The sequence below is a fragment of the Flavobacteriales bacterium genome (assembly GCA_016699575.1).
Lineage (GTDB): Bacteria > Bacteroidota > Bacteroidia > Flavobacteriales_F > PHOS-HE28 > PHOS-HE28.
Genome location: CP064979.1, coordinates 2779549 through 2796900 on the forward strand (window position 1 = coordinate 2779549; position 17352 = coordinate 2796900).

The 17352-nt window shown below is 59.6% G+C and carries 14 protein-coding genes; 10 read left to right on the plus strand and 4 right to left on the minus strand.

What is annotated here, in order from left to right; all coding sequences use genetic code 11:
* Positions 1 to 47: 47 nt before the first annotated feature.
* The 9 genes from IPJ76_11555 (at position 48) to murI (ending at position 13024) form a co-directional block, all read left to right on the plus strand.
* On the plus strand, positions 48 to 4028 hold the full coding sequence (locus IPJ76_11555) for a T9SS type A sorting domain-containing protein (GenBank protein ID QQR85250.1): 3981 nt from the start codon (positions 48 to 50) through the stop codon (positions 4026 to 4028).
* Positions 4025 to 5542 carry a T9SS type A sorting domain-containing protein gene (locus IPJ76_11560; protein QQR85251.1) on the plus strand — a complete coding sequence of 506 codons (1518 nt, stop codon included), beginning with the start codon at positions 4025 to 4027 and terminating at the stop codon, positions 5540 to 5542. The genes IPJ76_11555 and IPJ76_11560 overlap by 4 nt, the downstream gene beginning before the upstream one ends.
* A gap of 68 nt (positions 5543 to 5610) precedes the next feature.
* Positions 5611 to 6075: a T9SS type A sorting domain-containing protein gene (locus IPJ76_11565; protein QQR85252.1), complete on the plus strand. Its 465-nt coding sequence runs from the start codon at positions 5611 to 5613 to the stop codon at positions 6073 to 6075.
* Positions 6075 to 7580 carry a T9SS type A sorting domain-containing protein gene (locus tag IPJ76_11570; GenBank protein QQR85253.1) on the plus strand — a complete coding sequence of 502 codons (1506 nt, stop codon included), beginning with the start codon at positions 6075 to 6077 and terminating at the stop codon, positions 7578 to 7580. Before IPJ76_11565 ends, IPJ76_11570 begins: the two co-directional genes overlap by 1 nt.
* A gap of 104 nt (positions 7581 to 7684) precedes the next feature.
* Positions 7685 to 8431 (plus strand): isoprenyl transferase, encoded by a 747-nt coding sequence (locus IPJ76_11575; protein QQR88449.1) that lies wholly within the window; start codon positions 7685 to 7687, stop codon positions 8429 to 8431.
* A complete protein-coding gene (gene bamA / locus IPJ76_11580; protein ID QQR85254.1) occupies positions 8428 to 10959 on the plus strand; it encodes an outer membrane protein assembly factor BamA in 2532 nt (843 codons plus the stop codon). Before IPJ76_11575 ends, bamA begins: the two co-directional genes overlap by 4 nt.
* Before the next feature lie 30 nt (positions 10960 to 10989).
* On the plus strand, positions 10990 to 11652 hold the full coding sequence (locus tag IPJ76_11585) for an OmpH family outer membrane protein (GenBank protein ID QQR85255.1): 663 nt from the start codon (positions 10990 to 10992) through the stop codon (positions 11650 to 11652).
* Positions 11653 to 11698: 46 nt separating this feature from the next.
* Positions 11699 to 12199: an OmpH family outer membrane protein gene (locus IPJ76_11590; protein ID QQR85256.1), complete on the plus strand. Its 501-nt coding sequence runs from the start codon at positions 11699 to 11701 to the stop codon at positions 12197 to 12199.
* A 3-nt stretch (positions 12200 to 12202) separates the two neighbouring features.
* Positions 12203 to 13024 (plus strand): glutamate racemase, encoded by an 822-nt coding sequence (murI, locus tag IPJ76_11595; protein ID QQR85257.1) that lies wholly within the window; start codon positions 12203 to 12205, stop codon positions 13022 to 13024.
* 15 nt (positions 13025 to 13039) lie between these two features.
* On the opposite strand, the gene IPJ76_11600 is transcribed toward murI, so the two are convergent.
* The 4 genes from IPJ76_11600 to IPJ76_11615 all read right to left on the minus strand — a co-directional run bounded on the left by IPJ76_11600 (position 13040) and on the right by IPJ76_11615 (position 16624).
* Positions 13040 to 13555, minus strand: a complete 516-nt coding sequence (locus tag IPJ76_11600; GenBank protein ID QQR85258.1) for a gamma carbonic anhydrase family protein — start codon at positions 13553 to 13555, stop codon at positions 13040 to 13042.
* 1 nt (position 13556) lies between these two features.
* Complete coding sequence (locus tag IPJ76_11605) at positions 13557 to 13907, minus strand: heavy-metal-associated domain-containing protein (GenBank protein ID QQR85259.1); 351 nt, start codon at positions 13905 to 13907, stop codon at positions 13557 to 13559.
* 14 nt (positions 13908 to 13921) lie between these two features.
* On the minus strand, positions 13922 to 16150 hold the full coding sequence (locus IPJ76_11610) for a TonB-dependent receptor (protein QQR85260.1): 2229 nt from the start codon (positions 16148 to 16150) through the stop codon (positions 13922 to 13924).
* 75 nt (positions 16151 to 16225) lie between these two features.
* The gene (locus tag IPJ76_11615) at positions 16226 to 16624 is read right to left on the minus strand and encodes a hypothetical protein (GenBank protein ID QQR85261.1); all 399 of its coding nucleotides are present in this window, start codon (positions 16622 to 16624) and stop codon (positions 16226 to 16228) included.
* A 99-nt stretch (positions 16625 to 16723) separates the two neighbouring features.
* Here IPJ76_11615 and IPJ76_11620 point away from each other — a divergent pair, with 99 nt between their 5' ends.
* Positions 16724 to 17335, plus strand: a complete 612-nt coding sequence (locus tag IPJ76_11620; protein QQR85262.1) for a NifU family protein — start codon at positions 16724 to 16726, stop codon at positions 17333 to 17335.
* The last annotated feature ends 17 nt before the right edge of the window (positions 17336 to 17352 follow it).

A 17352-nucleotide genomic window follows, 5' to 3' on the forward strand; every position in this document is an offset into this window, starting at 1 on the left:
GGGGGGGGGGATTTTTGATCGGACTGCTATCGTCAAGTCGTGAAGCCATGGCCCAAGATGCCATTGTTGCGAACGGACCGCAGCAAATGTTGATCGGACAAGCTTTGGGTTCGGTTCCGTTAAGCGCCTTCCAAGTCCATCCAGGCAATGATCCACGGCTCTATCATGGCGAGGCACCGGTTCATTCCCAGAACGCGCTTTATGATGACGAGGGTGACCTGTTGTTCTTCGTGATCGATGGGAAGGTTTTCGATGCCGAAGGCTATCTGATCGCGGACAACAGTTTGGCGGCCAACTGCCAAGAGTGCTTGTTCACAGGCATCGGGCAAGTAGCCGTAACGCTGATCCCAGGCTCGTGTACGCGGTACTACCTCGTTGCCGGATACGATGTTCCCGGTGCGGATTTCCATGCTCTGGGTTATTCGATCCTTGATCTGGAGGAACCCAGCGCCCATTGGCCCGGCAGAAATGGTCGTGTTTTGGACCAGGACTACGTGTGGAACGACCCATTGCTTGATGCTCAGCTAGGGGACCAATATTCCAACATGCCTTCATGGCAAGCCAATGGGAATGCCGTTGCAGGCTTCGTCAGCGTGTGCATGATCAATCTCGATGAAGAGAACGGACTGAGCTTCGGATACGAATGGGGCTTGCAGCTGGCATTGTACGACACGGATGATCTGGTGAATGAAGACAAGTTGCTTTTTGTGATCGACGAGGTCGGGCTGTGTTACTACACGATCACATCCACGGGTATCGTGAAAACGGATTGCTTCACTGAAGGAGAACCGATCAATAGCTCCACTTCCGAGTTCGGCTACGACCCGCGCCGACCCTACGGTGGCACATGTGTGTTCGGCAAGAACCCCAACACGGGCGATGTCTATTTCGCCATGACCAAGGCTGGCCGGTACACTGGCAACACAGGGCCTTCCGTCTTCTTGTTCAAGGTTTACTTCAACGGCACCATTGAGTGGTTGCAGGACATCACAACCATCAACGCCAACAACGTGGTCACCAACGTGACGGGTCTTGTCTTCAGTCCTTCAGGACAGCACCTGTACGTACTCCAGCATCCCGGACCGACGCTTTGCAGCATCAACTTGTCGAACTATGCGGTCACTGACCTGACCAGCGCACTTAGCATCACGGATCCGCAGGAGCTGTCCCATGGAACCTTGGCCATCGATAAGGCACCTTCGGGCAATGCACCTGCGTTGTATGTCCTGAGCGCTGGTCGTGCAGCATGCAAGCTATCGCCCGACCTACCAGCACTGGCCGGCTCATGGGTTGACCCCCTTCCTGTGACGGGCGTCCTTGGGCCGCGCCCCGAATACATCTATGCCTCCAACAACTTTCCGAGCCTGTTGCCGGATATGCACAACTATGCCGAGCAGCAGGTCTTGGCGCTGTCGCCGCAAGGCGCTTGCTGCGAGTATTCCGAGAGCCTCGACGCTGAACCTGGCCACACCTTCCCCAACTCGTTCGGCACTACTGTAGTGTGGCAGCCCGGTGGCAACTTCTTCGGAGGGTCGAACAATGTCACCTTCACGCAGGATGTCATCGTAGAGACCGGTTGCCGGTTGACCGTGAACAACATGGTGGTGCGCTTTGCGCCGAATGCGCGGCTCATCGTTAGGCGTGGTGGCTATGCGAAGTTCGACAACTGCCTGCTCACCAGTTTGCCATGCGCCAATCTCCGTTGGCCCGGTGTGCGTGTGGAGGGCACACCCGGTGTGGATCAACTGCCCGTGATCGGTGGCGACCAAGGCTTCGCGTTCTTCACCAACAACACCATTGTGGACCGTGCCGAAGTGGGCGCTTGGTGTGCCCGCGAGCTGAACGGCCAAGCAGTTGGCGGGTTCTATGGCGGCATTGTGCGGGCCTCTAGCACCACGTTCCGGAACTGCCGCTATGGTGCTCGTGTCGAGAACTACACCTTCACTCCCAACCAGATGTCGTGGTTCTACAACACCTCATTCACGGTGGACCAGAATTGGCCCGATGCGCCCATCCTACCGATTGCTCAGGCATGGATCAGCAACACGCGTGGTGTGGCCTTCACCAACTGCCGCTTCGGGAATGATGGTGCGTACCCTGCCGAAGATGCCGGTGTTGGTCTGGTCGCTTTCAGTGCCCTGGTGTTCGTGAACGGCGATGCCAACCCGGCCAACACCTACTTCCGCAACTGGCGCATTGGCATGCTGGGCGGCTCGAACATCCTTACCAGCACCTTGGTGGACGAAATGCACTTCGAGGGGAACCTCTATGGCTTGGTCGATTTCAACTGCCGCTTCGCGCAGTACACCAACAACACGTTCGATGTGCCATCCGCGACCGGCTTCTCAACACCACCGACGGGCATGTTCCTCTGGCAAAGTCAGTTATACACGGTGGAGCGCAACAGCTTCACGGGTGGGGCATGGGACCAGAATTCTGGTATCTACTTCTTGGGCTACGCGCCGAACTTGAACCAAGCCAACTGGACCTACTTGGAGAACAAGATCTATGACAACGACTTTGAGGGTCTTGAGTTCGGCAACCTGGTGCGCTACATCCACCGTGGCGATGCACCGGCCGAAGAGCAATGGGGCTTGGCGGTGTACTGCGGAGACTACACAAACTGTCAAATCGATGTTGCGCTCAACGCTCAGAGCATCATCCGCCCCAACCAAGGGTTCCCCAACCAGCAACTGAGCGGCAATCGGTTCCTGGACCCGGCGGATTGCATCAACACCTTTGATTGGTATTTGGATGCGGCTTGGAACGTTATCCCCGGCTGGTCACCCAACATGACCACCACGGTGTTCCGGAACCAGGATCCAGTGAGCGATGTGTTGTGTGACGGATGGGGTGGCTTTGCCGATGTGCCCGTGAATGGTAGTGGGCCGCATAGCGATGCCGTGACCTGCGGTGGCGGCGCGCTGGACGATGTGATCCAGGTGACCGAGTACGGACAGCGGTACCACACCGCAAATGGTTTGCTTGTGAGCGCCCAAGCTGCACTGGACGGTGCCCTGGACAGCGGCAGCGAGCACGATCTGCTGAACGCCTTGCATGCCGAACCAGCATGGAGCAGCAGCGCCCTGCGCGACCTGCTCTTGGGCAGCAGCCCATTGAGCGACGAGGTGCTGATGGAGTCCATGCGTCGCGAACCCGCCTTGGACAACTGGCACCTTACGCAGGTAATGGTGGCCAATGTGCCGCTGAACGAAGGCGTCTACAAAACCTTGCTGTACGGAGAATACCTCTCGCCCTTCTTCATGGGTATTGTGGCCGATGCGCAGGCAGGATCAGGCACCAGCTTCAAGCAAGTGTTAGAGAGCGAGATCGTACTGCGCCGTAGCGAAAAGGCCATGGCAATGGCCCGCTATGGCTGGTACTTGAGTGCCGATACCAACAGCTTCGATGGGGTGGATACCCTGCGCGTACTCCTGTTTGGAGACAATGACCCTCTGCACACCCAATTGCGCACCGAGTTGGCCATGTCCGCACAGAACTGGAGCGCTGGTTTGGCCGAATTGGACGGACCTGGCCTTAACCTCAACGGCCGCAGCGGCTACCGCAAGTTGCTGCTCGCATTGCAAGCGCACGGTGGCGATCCCGCACTTTTCACGCCCGCCGAAGTGAGCGAACTTACCTCGGTGATGGAAGCGGGCGAAGCAGGTGCTGCACTGGTTGCGCGTGCGCTGTGGGAGGCGGGCGCGAGCACGTATGTGCCACCAGTGGAGATCCCTGAGCATTTCCGCTCGATGGAACAACCGCATGCAACCGGCACATCAGGTGCGGCGCGCCCTGCCTTGGCAGCCTATCCGAACCCCGCGAACAACGCGGCCTACGTGGTTTGGCCTGTAGCCTTTGCTGGGAATTGGATGGTGGTGCTCGATGTGGCTGGACGTGAAGTACAGCGGCAGCAGTTGCTAGGTGCCGGGGTGCTGGATCTCGATGCCAGCGCCTTGCCACCTGGTCTTTACCAGTTGGCTGTTCAGGGTACGCCACTCAGTACATCCCTAAGCATCCAGCGATGAAACCCACATGCCTGCTCCAACTGGCCGCAGCGGCCGGTTGGAGCCTGGCTGCCGGGAGTTTGTGCGGCCAGACGTTCAATGTGGTATTGGCAAACCAGCTCGGAGACTACTACGCGGAAGGACACGCTGTGAAATGCCTGCCTGACGGATACTTGGTGTTCGGAAACCAGCAGGAGCAACTCACATTGGATCATGATATCATGATCACGAAATTCGACTTGGCCGGCAACATGGTTTGGCAAATGAACCACAGTGAGCCGGGCGACCAACGGCTGCCCCAAACCACAGCGGCCGTTGCTGCACCGAACGGTACAGGATACTTGGTGGCAGTCAATACCTATTCGGGCAATGCAACTGGTGATACAGTAAGACTGGTCAAATACAACACACAAGGCGATACGCTGTGGACAAGTCTTGTGTGGGCTGATTCATTTGCCTACGGGAGGTCGGTTTTCACTGATGGCGTTCACATCTGTGTCACGGGAAGGTTCATAGACGGCTTCCCACAACCGAACCCGGACCGTTCGTTCATTGTGCGTCTCGATACGAGTGGTGTGGTCTTGGATCGCTATCGGATCCAGAAGATCGTCGTGTATGCTGGCAACGTTGGATTGGACGATGCTTTTTACGCGATTGGCATGGGTCAGCTACCGTCTTTGTCCCCGGTCAGCGACTACCTGATGAAGTTCGACAGCACGGGGGTGGATCAATGGGCCTACATGTTCCCAGGGCCTTTTGCGCCTTGGTTCACGGTATTGCCCTTGAGCAATGGCACCGTGCTGTGCTTGGGCCGTTGGGACGATGCCCTGGGCCCTGCACCAAACGGATCATATATGCTGGCCGTGGATACGGGTGGCACGTTTGCTTGGGACTACCGTGGCGAACCGGGCCATTGGGACAGCGAGGAAACCATGTTCACCGATGCGTTCCAGGACAGTGACACCACCTTCATCGCCTGCGCATCGGTGCAGCGCAACTTTTGGGTGAAAGCCTTGATCTACCGCTTCTCCCTGGATGGCGATTCACTGTGGCGTCGGGAGTACTCGCATTTCAATAGCGGTATGGTACATGCGCCGGAGGTACCATGGGACATTGAGCCAGCTTTGGATGGTGGTATTGTCCTGACAGGCGAGGTTAAGGAGTCGGCCAACTTGGCTACGCGGTATCTCTGGCTTCTAAAGCTCGACAGCCTGGGCTGCTTGGTGCCCGGCTGCCAATACGTGGGGTTGCAGGAGCAGTTGATCGGCTTGGAGGGAGCGTTGCAGGTGGCGCCCAACCCCAGCGCTGGGCGCTTCAACTTGCAACTGGAGATGCCCGCAGCGGTTGAAGTACAAGGCGATCTGTTGTTGCAGGTGTTCGATCCGCGTGGGCGCTTGGTGGTGCGCCGGGTGTTGGGCAGGCAGTTGGAGCAAACCGTTGCGCTGGACTTGTCCGGCGAGCCACCGGGTGTGTACAACGCGCACATTACTGATGAGAAGAGGATGTTGACGGGGGTTAGGTTGGTGGTGGAATGAACGTGCGCGATATGTAACCAACTCACACGACTGTGCCGCAACACGAGGGCCAACTCACACCGAGCAACATGCTTCTAAACGCAGGAGGGGACATCGAAACGCTTACCCCAGCGCACAGGGCTGATTTACTGGCACTTGCAACGAACGCTGAACAGTTCGGTGCTGCTGATGCTTGGGCTTGGCGCTTGTTCCTTGGTGAAACGGACAGTTTGCCATGGAAGGAACTTCCGGAGGCCATGCGCTATCCGAATGCGCCAAAGCCGGACAGGCCGCGATTCTCGCTGGACGCTCTGCTCAACGCCGTTCCGAATCCTGCCTCCGACCGCGTGGTGCTTGCTTACCCGGCTGGCTTCGAGCAGGGTGTGATAGAGGTATGGGCTGCCGATGGTCGGCTCGTGGACCGCAAGCCCTTGCTGGGTTCTCCAGCTGGGGTTGAAGTAGATGTGCGCACGCTGCCGGTTGGACTGTATATGGCTAGCTTGACCATGGATGGGCTGCGTGTGGCGGAAACCAAGTTCTCGGTGGTGCGCTGATGCGTTCGGTCGCGTTGCTTGTCGCGCTCTTGGGCGGGGGTCTTTTGGCCTCCGCCCAAGGCACCTTCCAAGTGTACTTGGACAGTGTGGGGTATGGCTACGCAGGTCAAGGAGTTGGTGTGCAGGAGGTGGATGACGGGTACTTGGTCTTTGCACAACAAGTTGCATCTGATGGCACGTTCCGCACGCACACTGTGATCCATAAGGTTGATTTGGATGGCCAATGGTTGTGGGAGAACGATCCACAGTACGGCATTGACCAGCACTACAACTTTGGGATTATAGATCCGCTGCCCGAGTTAAGTGCTGACACCACGGTGGCCGCGGTGACGGGTTTCGGATACTCATACAGCGACACAGTCAGTCTATATTGGTTGAACCTGGCAGGTGATACCCTTCGAACCAAGCGACTGTATCATCTGCAACAATCGGACTCTGGTTACTGCGGTGTGCGGGCGAGCGTCCGTCTTGGTCAGGGTGGGTTTGTCTTGGCAGGTTTCGAGTCACGGAGCGCCATCGATACCAGTGTGAGCCAAGTACTGTTGCTCAGAACCACCAATCTTGGCGATACATTATGGTCCAAAGTTTTTGGCCAACTTGGTCGGGAGGAGGATGTCTTTGCTATCGCTGAGTACTTGAACGAAGGGTTCCTTCTTGCCGGGTACAGCCTGAACGCAACTGGTACCGATCGGTGCATGCTGATCCGTACCGACAGCTTGGGCAACCAGATCTGGCGGCGGCAGTTCGGCAACAGGGGCTACTTCGCAGGGTCCGTAGTGGCTACCCAAGATGGCAACATCGTTACAGCAAGTGATTATGCGGATACAGGCGGCGGTCCTAGCTACGCCAATCTGATCAAGTGGAGCCCTGGGGGTGTACCCATTTGGGACAAGAAATTCCGCTACGGCTCTGATGCTGCAATGATGGATCTTGATGAACTACCGGATGGATCGTTGATAGGCACAGGTCGATGGGGCGGCGCAGCCTTCGTGCGGAAATTCACCAGTGATGGGGATAGCATTTGGGACCGGCAGGTCTTCTTCATGGGCGGCTTCCATGACCTCCCGGATATTGAACCCACAAGTGATGGAGGGTTCATTGCGGTGGGCTCGGGCTCGCAGTATTTCGTTGGTGCGCCCCACCCCGCCATGAATACGATCATAGTTGTGAAGATGGACAGCTTCGGCTGCGTGGTGCCGGGTTGCCAACTAACGGGCTTGATCGAAATCATGCTCGGCTTGCAAGACGCCCTGCACGCTTACCCCAACCCCAGCAGCGGGCTCTTCACTCTTGCCTTGGCCCTGCCGCAAGAGCTGGAAACCACCGGCGCCTTGCGCTTGCGGGTGTTCGATGCGCTGGGCCGCACGGTGGTGGATAGGAGCTTGGGCAACGCCTACGAGCAGAGCATACCCCTCGACCTGTCCGGGAAACCACCGGGTGTGTACAACGCGCACATCACGGATGAGCGGCGGATGCTCACTGGTGTGACGTTGGTGAAGGAGTGAAATGGAAGCCGGAGCCAAGGCTAGTCGCACCCCTTCACGATCTTTCCCAACGCCATCCGGGGCGGAATGCGACCTTCGCGGCCGTGACGAAAAACGGCCAATCCCTGGAGGCCCTCAAGGCCAGCATCGACCCCCAACGGGTGCCGGGCCATGTGGCCGTGATCATGGACGGCAATGGCCGTTGGGCCAAGGAGAAAGGGGAGGAGCGCATCTTCGGGCACAGCAACGGGGTGCGCAGCGTGCGCGAGACGCTGACCGGGTGCACCGAGCTGGGCGTGAAGTACCTGACGCTCTATGCCTTCAGTACCGAGAACTGGAACCGCCCACAGGAGGAGGTGAACGCCTTGATGGACCTGTTGGTGCGCACCCTGGCCAGCGAAATGGAGGAACTGATGGCGAACGGGGTCCGCATCAATGCCATCGGCGACCTGGATAGCCTGCCGACCGGTTGCCGGGAGACACTTTTCCAGGCCATGCGCACCTCGCAGGGCAATACGCGCATCACGCTCACGTTGGCGCTCAGCTACAGCAGCCGCTGGGAGATGGTGCGCATGGTGCAACACATTGCCAACGAGGTGAAGGACGGCCGTTTGGCCCCCGAAGCCATTGACGAATCCGTGGTGGAACGCCATCTGGCCACGCGCGGCTTGCCCGATCCAGAACTGCTCATCCGCACCAGCGGCGAGCAACGCATCAGCAACTTCTTGTTGTGGCAGATCGCTTATGCTGAGCTCTACTTCAGCCCGGTGATGTGGCCCGATTTCGACAAGGCGGCACTCTACACGGCCGTCCTCAATTACCAGCAACGCGAGCGCCGTTTCGGGCTCATCAGCGAACAGGTGAACCCATGAGCCGTTTTCCGGGAGCAGCGCGTCTGCTTAAGTGCTTCACTGCTATTCTGCTTGCCTGCTTCACCGCTTACGGGCAGCAAGCGACGGGTCCTGTGATGGATCCCAATTTCGCCCGGGAATACGAGATCGGCGGCATTACGGTGAGCGGTGCGGTGCACACCGATGCCAACGCGGCCAAGCTGTTCAGCAACCTGCAAGTGGGGCAGAAGTTGTCTGTACCCGGCCCGAAGATCGCCGACGCCATTGAGCGTCTTTGGAAGCAGCGCCTCTACACCGACGTGCGCATCGAAGCAGCGGAGATCCGTGGCAGCGTCATCTTCCTGAACATCATTGTGAAGGAGAACCCCAGAATGAGCCGCTTCAAGTTCAATGGGGTTACGCGCAACGAGGCGGAGAAACTGCGCGACGAGATGCAGCTGCAAGGCGGCCAGCAACTGACACCCACGTTGGTCAACAGCGTGCAGCAAATGGTGAAGGCCCACTACGTCGATAAGGGATTCCTCTTTGCCAAGGTGGGCACGCGGCGATACCCGGATTCGTTGATGACCAACGGTGAGATGCTGTTCATAGACGTGGACAAAGGCAAGCGCATCCGCATCAAGGATGTCGACTTCACCGGCAACACCAACATCAAGGACCGCCGCCTGCGCCGCGCCATGAAGGAGACCAAGCGCAAACGCTGGTGGAACATCTTCGGATCGAGCAAGTACAACAAGACGGAGTACGCAGGCGACAAGGAGAAGGTCATTGACCTCTACAACAGCAAGGGCTTCCGCAATGCGGCCATCGTGCGCGACACGATGTACCAGGTGAGCAAGCGGCGCATCCGCATCGAGATCGATCTGGACGAGGACAACCGTTTCTATTTCCGCGATATCCGGTTCACGGGCAACACGAAGTACAAGACCGATACGCTGCAACAGATCCTGGGGATCAAGCGCGGCGACATCTACAACAAGGCACTGCTGGAGAGCAAGCTTTACATGAGCCAGGCGGGCAACGACATCAGTTCGCTGTACATGGACCGTGGCTACCTGAGCTTCTACCCGGAGGCCATCGAAACCGTATCGGAGAGCGATAGCATCGACCTGGAAGTCCGCATCCGCGAGGGCAAGCAGTACCGTATACGCAACGTCATCATCAAGGGCAACACGAAGACCTACGACCACGTCATCCGCCGGGAACTGCGCACCAAGCCCGGTGACCTGTTCGACCGCAGCGACGTGCTCCGCAGCCAACGCGAACTGGCCAACCTCAACTTCTTCGACCCGGAGAAGCTGGGCGTTAACCCGATGCCCGATCAGCGCACCGGTCTTGTTGACCTGGAGTACACCGTGGAAGAGAAGCCCAGCGACCGTTTGGAGCTCAGCGGTGGTTATGGGGCCAGCCGACTGGTGCTCTCTTTGGGCCTGTCGTTCACCAACTTCAGCATGCGCAACCTGTTCAAGAAGAACGCTTGGACACCGCTGCCCGCCGGCGATGGCCAAACGCTGAACCTGCGCGCGCAGACCACCGGCCGTTACTTCCAGAGCTACAGCATCAGTTTCGTGGAGCCATGGCTCGGCGGCCGCAAGCCGAACGCCTTGAGTGTCTCGGGCTATTACAACATCCAAACGAACGGTCTCACCAACGACGACCCATCGCAGCAGAAACTGGAGATCATCGGCGGCACCCTCGGCTTGGGCAAGCGCCTCACGTTCCCGGACGACTACTTCATCCTGCGGCACACGATCAGCTACCAGCGCTACATGCTGGACAACTACTTCAACCTGTTCAGCTTCACCAACGGCACCAGCAACGTGCTGGCCTATCAGTTGAGCCTGAACCGCAACTCGGTGGACAATCCCTTCTTCGCGCGCCAGGGCAGCAACATCCTGCTCAGTGTGAAGGCCACAGCGCCGTACAGCCTGTTCATGGGCAACCGCGACCTGACCACGCTCACCGACCAGGAGCGCTACGAGTGGCCCGAGTTCCACAAGTGGAAATTCACCACGCAGTGGTTCACGCGCCTTACCCGCCAGAAGAAGGGCCATGACCTCGTGCTGATGACCCGCGCGGGCTTCGGTTTCCTGGGTCGCTACAACAAGAACATGGGCGATTCGCCCTTCGAGCGCTTCTACCTCGGTGGCAGCGGCCTGAGCGGATTCTCATTGGACGGCCGTGAGATCATCGCCTTGCGCGGTTACGACGACAACGCCATCACTGAGCGCAGCGCAAGCGGTCGTGTGGTCGGTTCGCAGTTCATCACCAAATACACCACCGAACTGCGGTTCCCGATATCGCTCAACCCCAGCGCCACCATTTACATGCTGGCCTTTGCCGAAGCAGGCAACACATGGGGCAACTTCGACCGTTTCGATCCGTTCAGCCTGTACAAAAGCGCGGGCTTCGGTCTTCGTCTGAACCTTCCCATGTTCGGTCCCATGGGCCTCGATTACGGCTGGCGCCTCGATGACGTGCCGTCCGTGCCCAGCATGGCCAAGAGCCAGTTCCACTTCTCCATCGGCATCGACCTGGGCGAGCTCTGAGCCGCCCGCTTACATTCGACACCCTTCACCATGAAGCGCTTCCTCTTCCTGACCATCGCAGCACTGATGATCGCTGCGCCGATGGTATCGTTGGCCCAGACCAAGATCGCCTTCGTGGACACCAAGTACATCCTGGAGCGCATGCCGGAGTACGAGACCGCGCAGAAAGAACTCGACCGCCTGAGCGCTCAGTGGCAGGCCGAAGTGGAGGAACGCCACGCCATGATCAAGCGTATGCGTGATGCCTACAACGCGGAGGCCATCCTGCTCACCGAGGAGATGAAGAAGAGCCGCATGGAGGACATCGAGAAACGCGAGCGTGAAGCACGCGATCTCCAGAAGAAGCGCTTCGGTGTGGGTGGTGACATCTTCAAGAAGCGGCAGGAGCTCATCCAGCCCATCCAGGACCAGATCTACCAGGCGGTGAAGGAGATTGCCGGAACCCAGTACGCCGCTGTTTTCGAGCTCGGTGGCGCCAGTGGCATCCTGTTTGCCAGCCAGAAGTGGGACAAGACCGGCGCCGTGATGCGCAAGCTTGGCCTGAAGGACGACAAGGACACCGACAGTGGAAATACCCGTGGCAACGATGAGGAGGAGGGTGGCGGCGGCGGCAGCGACGATGCCCCGAAGGAGGAGGCACCGCGCGGCGGCGGGAACGATGGCGGTGGAAACACGATCAGCAAACCCCGATAACAAGCAAGGACCACTTACCCTTGGTCCCCTCAACCCTGAACAGAAGATGAAGAAGTTCCTTACCGCAGCAGCCCTTGTGATGATCACCGCCATGCCCGGCATGGCCCAAGGCAAGCTCGGCCATATCGACATGAAGACGCTGATGCTGGCCCTGCCAGAACGGGCTCAGGCTGAGGCCAAGATGCAGGAGGTAGCGCAAAGCCTCGATGCCCGCATCAAGGCCATGGGCGCTGAGTATGACGCTCGGCGCAACGAACTGCAGGCCAAGCAGAACATGACCGAAACGGAAAAGAGCATGGCCATCGATGAACTGCAGGGCATGGAGCAGCGCATCGTTGCCGCGCAGGAAAAGGCCCAGGAAGACCTGGCCAAACTGCAGGATGAACTGCTGAAGCCCATGGTTGACCGTGCCAACGGAGCGGTGAAAGCCGTGGCCGAGGAAGGCAAGTACACCTACATCTTCGACAGCAGTGTGGGCATCGTCCTGTACTTCGACGGCGGGGACGACGTGATGGCGAAGGTGAAGGCCAAGCTCGGCATCCAATAAGGCATGAGCACGGGCGACACCCGTCCGATCGGCATTTTCGATAGCGGCATCGGCGGCCTCACCGTCGCCAAAGCCATACGGCAGGCGCTCCCCGCGGAGCGCCTGCTCTATTTCGGCGATAACGCGCATATCCCGTACGGCGATAAGACCAACGCCGAGATCCTGCGCCTGAGCCGGGGCATTACCCACGCTCTGTTGGAGCGAGGCAGCAAGCTCATCGTCATCGCGTGCAACACGGCCAGTGCTGCCGCCCTGAAGCCATTGCGCGAAGAGCTCCCGCAAGTGGTTTTCGTGGGCATGGAGCCTGCCGTGAAACCTGCAGTCGAGCATACCCGCACCGGCGTGGTCGGCGTCATCGCCACCGTGGCCACCGTGCAGGGCGAAGTGTTCGCCAGCATCGTGGAACGGTTCGCACAGGACGTGAAGGTCATCAAGCAGGCCTGCCCGGGACTGGTCCGGCAGATCGAAGCCGGTGAGCTGTACACGCCGGAAACAGAAGCCATGCTGCGGGGATGGTTGGATCCGATGGCGGAACAAGGCATCGATGCCTTGGTCCTCGGATGCACGCACTACCCGTTCGTACGGCCGCTCATCGAGCGCATCGTTGGTCCGGCAGTGCGCGTCATCGACCCCGCGCCCGCCATCGCACGCCGCGTGGAGCACGTGTTGCGTGAAGCAGGGGCGCTTGCCACGTCAGGCCACGGTCGGTTGGAGTGCCACACGAGCGGCGATCCCGTGCTCTTCCGATCCTTGATGGAAACCTTGGATGTGGAATGCGACGCGCTTGATGCGGCGTTCTGGGTGGAAGATCAGCTCGTTCTCTGAACGTCCGCCCGGTGTCTACGACCTGTACCAGCTGGCGTACTTCAGGTAGTTCCCCGCGATCCGCTCGATCTCGTTCTTGCTGAGGTCCTCGCCGACGGCCCGCACGCGCTTGCCGGGAACGCCGGTCACCAGGCTGCCGGGTTCTATCACGGTGCCTTGCAGCACCACGGCGCCTGCCGCCACAACGCTTCCCTCGCCGATCACAGCATGGTCCATCACGATGGCTCCCATGCCGATGAGCACCTTGTCGTGGATGGTGCAGCCGTGGACGATGGCGCTATGCCCGATGCTCACGTCGTTGCCGATGGTGAGCGCCGCACGCTGATAAGTGCAATGCAGCATGGCCAGGTCCTGGATGTTGGTGCGGTGGCCGATGCGGATGGCGTTCACATCGCCGCGGATCACGGCGTTGTACCACACGCTGCACTGGTCGCCCATCACCACGTCGCCGATCACCACGGCTGTTTCCGCTAGGAAGACATCGTTCCCAAATTGCGGTGTCGTGCCGTTCAACGCGCGTACCAAGGCCATCTCAGTTGCCGGTCTTGGGTTTTCCGCAGCCTTCCTTCTGGCAGCAGGCCGGCAATTTTTTGAACGCGGCCTCATCGCCCGGCACATCGTCGGCGGAGTATCCAAGCTTGCTGATCGCTACGCGGATCTTCTCCGGGCTCGTCTTGGTCTCGTCGTATTGAACGTGCACCATGGAGTCGTCAAGGTGCACATCCACCTTCTTCACGCCCTTTTCGTAGATGAGCTCCGTTTCGATGGTCTTCTCGCAAATGTCACAGATGGTGCTCGTCTTGATGTCGAGGCTGGCGATGTTCTTCTGCGCGCTGGCGCCCAAAGCGAGCAGTAGCGCTAGGGAGGTCAACAGGGTTTTCATGGTGAGGTTGCCGTTCACTCGGCAGTGTTGTTTTTCTTTTTGTTGATGGCGTAACGGAAGCCACCGTAGAACATGCGTCCGTTGGTGGGTCCCCAAATGATGCTGGCGTCAAAGTCCGGGCCATAGGGGTTGGCCGGGTCGATGATCTGCTGGTGTTGCATGTAGTCGGTGAGGTTCTCCGCCCCGAAGTAAAGCTCCACAGGGCCGAACACGCGGCTGACTTGGGCGTGCAGTACGAAGTAGTCCGGCGCACGCACTTCGAAGTGGTGCGCTTCCACGTTTCCGGACAAGTCGGGGATGCGGCTGCTGCCGAACCAGTTGAGCGTGATGTCAGCACGCCACTTCTCGTTCGGACTGGTGAAGGCCAGGTCGGCCATGGCCCGGTGCTCAGGAACGAACGGCCGCTGGAGCAGGCGTCCGCTGTACGTGGTGCGCGCATCATACCAGCGGTAGGCCAGTTTCAGTTGCAACGGTCGGATGAGTTCGATCTGCACATCGGCCTGCACGGTGTTGGCGTAGGACGGTCCATCGAGGTTGTAGATGCGCAGCTCATGTGCGCTGGCGTCCATGTCGGTCACCACTTGGTGCGTGAACTCCGTTCGGTACGCATCCACGTTGAAAGCCCACTTGCGTTGCAGCCATTTGAACTTGTGTGTGAAGGCTATGCCGAAGTTCCACGAGCGCTCCGCATCGAGGTCTTCAGGGACGATCACATCCCTTGAACTGGCCAGGGCACCGGCATTCTCCACGAACGGGTTCGCACTTCTCAACGCATGCCCGCCCGATGCGCGTAGTGCAGTCAACGGACCGAGGTCGTACTTAAGGTGAAGCCGCGGCGAGAGGAAGTTGCCGTACCGGTCGTTCATGTCGAAGCGCAGGCCGCTGACTGCTGTGAAGGCGCCGCGCTTCAGGGTGTGCTCCGCGAACGCGCCGGGAATGCGCTCGGTACGCCCGAACGTGCTGTCGCGGTATTGCTCGGCGAAATCCGCGTAGTTGAAGGAGAGCCCGGCCTTCAGCTGGTCGTTGCCATCGCGCAGCAACTGCTGGTAGATCGCGCTCAATGAGCCGCTGTGTTCCTTGCCTTGGTGGCTGCGGATCCCGTAGGTCGCATCCGAGGTGTGCTGCCTGAAGTTACCGATGAAACCCATGCTGCGTGTGGCATCGTTGCGGAAGACGAAGCCGCCCTTTGCGAACAGGTCCACCATCTCGTTCAGGATGTTCACCCCGTAGCGCGGAATCGCCGGGCCCACGTCAGCATCGCGCTGCACTTCGCCCCCAATACGTTCGTCGTTAACATATCGTAGACCGATGTGCGCATCGCTGCCATTGCCCTCGTACTGCACACGGTCCAGGATGTTGATGCGGCGGTTCAGCGGATTGTCCAGGAACCCGTCCTTGTTCTGGTCCAGTTGCGTGCCGTTGAAGTTGCCGTGAACCATCAGCAGGTTGTGCCACGCGCTGTCGATGCGTTGTGCACTGTGCACGTTCGCTTCAAAGCGTCCCTGGCTGTTGCCGTACATGTACACGAAGAGCGGCTCGGCTGCACGGGGCTGGAGCAGGCCCAGGTCGATCTGTCCCGTCATACTGCTGAAGCCGTTCACCACGGGGCCTGTGCCCTTGCTCACGTTGATCCCATGGATCCACGGACCGGGCAACAGGGTGAGGCCGTACGTGCTGCTCAGGCCGCGCAGGAACGGGATGTTCTCCACGCTGATCAGCGCGTACTTCCCATCGAGCCCGAGCATTTTGATGGCCTTCGTTCCGCTCACGGCATCGGCGTAGTTCACGTCAACCGTGGCATTGGTCTCGAAGCTCTCGCTCAGGTCGCAGCATGCCGCCCGCTTCAATTCCTTCTGAGTGATGCGCTCGCTGTTGATCGGGTCGCGCGTGTTGAGCAGCACGCCTTGTTGGCGTTCCACAATGCGGGCGCCGCCGAGCTCCTTCACGGGCTGAAGGGTGAAGCTCAGAGGGCCGACCGGTGCTGCGCCAAGCCGGAGCGTATCGTTCGCGTAACCATCGGCCATTACCACGAGCTGGGCCGGCCAAACCGGTGCGGACGTTATGGTGAAGGCGCCCTTGTCGTTGGTGCTTGTGGACAGGACACTGCCGTCCCACTTCACTGTGGCGAACGGAACGGGGACGGTGCCATCGCGCTGTTGGCCCAGTACAACGCCGGTGATGTCCTGAGCTCGTGCGAGCAGCGGGATCAAGAGGATGAGGATGGAAAACGTTCTTGGTTGCATGACTTCTTCCGGAATGAATGGAGGGAAAACGGCAGCGTGACCGCGATCCTGCACGGCACGCACGGAAGAAGTCCCTTACAAGCGGAAGATGCTCAGGCGGCTGAGCCGCTCGGGTGCGCGCAACGGTGGCGCGCGGTCGGCGGCGGCGATGGTCGCCACGGCACCAACAAAGAGGTTCGCGGGTTCGACGAACTCCGCCACCAAAGGTTGGTCGACCACCAGCTTGAAGCCTTGCGCCACCACATGGTCGTTGAGGTCGGCGGTGGCCTCACTGTGCACACAGCACGCCGCCCGCAACTGCGGCTGGTCGGAGGCCTGCTCGTTGTCGCAGCAATCCTCCACATGCCCCACCTCCACGGCACTACGCCCGCTCATGAGGCAGGTGGTGCGGCACACCGTCGGCGCCAACGCAGCCGCCAGCAGCACAAAGGCAGCCAATAGGGCGGAGAGGCGAACGGAACGGTGGTGGGCCATGCTGGTGCGAAAGTAGAGCGCCCGCAGAACGCCCGCTGCCCTGGATGGGTTCGGCCTTGGAAGCCTTCGGGTTTTTTGGCAGCCTACCTTCGCCCCGCCATGGAAACCGCCACCCGCAAGCCCTACACGGTGTACGCCGAAAGCACGCCGAACCCGGCCACGCTCCGCTACGTCACCAACCTGCCGCTGCTCCCAGAGGGCCGCATGCTGGAGTTCACGAGCCCCCAGGAAGCGGAAGGCATTTCGCCCCTGGCCGAGAAGATCTTCAACTTGCCCTTCGTCACTGGGGTGTTCCTCGGGAGCAACTTCATCACGGTTACCAAGAACAACAGCGTGGATTGGGACCTGGTGCAACTCGAACTGCGCGAGTACATCCAGGACTACCTGCGTGAAGATGGCCGCGTGCTGAACACCGATATCAGCGCCACGGACATGCAGAAGGCCGAGCAGCGCGCCGTGAGCCATGCCGAACCGATCGGTGAGGATGATGCGCGTATCATCAATGTGCTCGATGAATACGTGAAGCCCAATGTCGAGAACGACGGCGGCCATATCGCCTTCCGCTCGTTCAAGGATGGCGTGGTCACCGTGCAATTGCAGGGCTCGTGCAGTGGCTGCCCCAGCAGCATGGTCACGCTGAAGGGCGGCATCGAGAACCTGCTGCGCCAGATGGTGCCAGGGGTAAGGGAGGTGGTGGCTGAGGAGGTGTGAAGCCATTGTTCCATGTG